Origin of the sequence: Streptomyces montanus (genome assembly GCF_005786655.1) — a bacterium.
GTDB classification, from domain to species: Bacteria; Actinomycetota; Actinomycetes; order Streptomycetales; family Streptomycetaceae; genus Streptomyces; species Streptomyces sporangiiformans.
In genome coordinates, this window is record NZ_VBZC01000147.1 from 1643 (window position 1) to 3109 (window position 1467).

Annotated in this window: 1 protein-coding gene; it reads right to left on the reverse strand. The window is 69.8% G+C overall.

Annotated elements, in window-relative coordinates:
• Positions 1–1467: type I polyketide synthase (locus tag FE633_RS49095; RefSeq protein WP_246114163.1), on the reverse strand; the 1467-nt coding region annotated here is incomplete at both ends.

Here is a 1467-nt window from a genome sequence, read left to right on the forward strand (position 1 = left end):
ACGGGACGTACGGCGTCCCTCTGCTCCGAGCTCCTGGGCGAGCTGCGCCACGACCTCCTCGGCCCCGGCGATCACCACCGACCGCGGGCCGTTGACCGCCGCAACCACCACGTCGGTCTCCCGACCCTCCAGCAGCGTCAGTACCTCATCCTCGGACGCCTCGACGGCGAACATCGCCCCACCGGAAGGCAGTTGCTGCATCAGCCGACCGCGCGCCGCAACCAGAGCGCAGGCATCCTCCAGCGAGAACACCCCCGCCACATGCGCCGCCGCCAACTCACCAATGGAGTGCCCGACAAGGAAGTCCGGCCGCACACCCCACGACTCCAGCAGCCGGAACAGCGCCACCTCCACCGCGAACAACGCAGGCTGCGCCCACTCCGTACGACCCAACACCTCCGCGTCCGCGTCCGCGCCGAAGACCACGTCCCGCAACCCATCCACATGGACACAGACCGCGTCGAACGCCTCCGCGAAAACCGGGAACGCCTCATACAACTCCCGCCCCATGCCAAGGCGTTGGGAGCCCTGCCCCGAGAACAGGAACGCTACCCTGCCCTCGGACAGCGGCGGATGCGTCACCGCACCGGCGGCCACCGCCTCCAGACCGGCGATCAGCGACGCCCGGTCCTCGCCCAGCGCCACCGCACGGTACTCAAAAGCAGTACGCGTCGTGGCCAAGGACAGGCCCACATCCAGCGGATCGAGCTCGGGATGCGCCTCTACATGGGCCAGCAGCCGACCCGCCTGCGCCCCCAGCGCCTCCCTGCTGCGCGCACTGACCACCCACGGCACCACCGGCAGCTCACCCGACGCTCCGGCAGATTCTGACGCCGTCTCCTCCTCGGGGGCGGCTTCCAGGATCACGTGCGCGTTCGTCCCGGACAGACCGAACGACGACACACCCGCCCGACGCGCATGCTCCGACTCAGGCCATGACACGGCCTCCGACAGCAGACGCACCTCACCCGCCGACCAGTCGACATGCGACGACGGCTCATCCGCATGCAGCGTGGCCGGCAGCATCCCATGCCGCATCGCCAGCACCATCTTGATCACACCCGCCACACCCGCGGCAGCCTGCGTATGACCGAGGTTCGACTTCACCGACCCCAACCACAACGGCCGCTCCCCCGGCCGGTCCTGACCGTACGTCGCCAGCAACGCCTGCGCCTCGATCGGATCACCCAGCGCCGTGCCCGTCCCATGCGCCTCGACGGCGTCCACGTCCTGCGGGCTCAGACCAGCACTGGCCAACGCCGCCCGAATCACCCGCTGCTGCGAAGGACCATTCGGCGCCGTCAACCCGTTCGACGCACCATCCTGGTTGACCGCCGAACCGCGCACTACGGCCAGCACCGGATGGCCATGACGGCGCGCGTCCGACAACCGCTCCACCAGCAGCACACCGACGCCCTCCGACCAGCCGGTCCCGTCGGCGTCGTCACCGAACGCCTTGCACCGCCC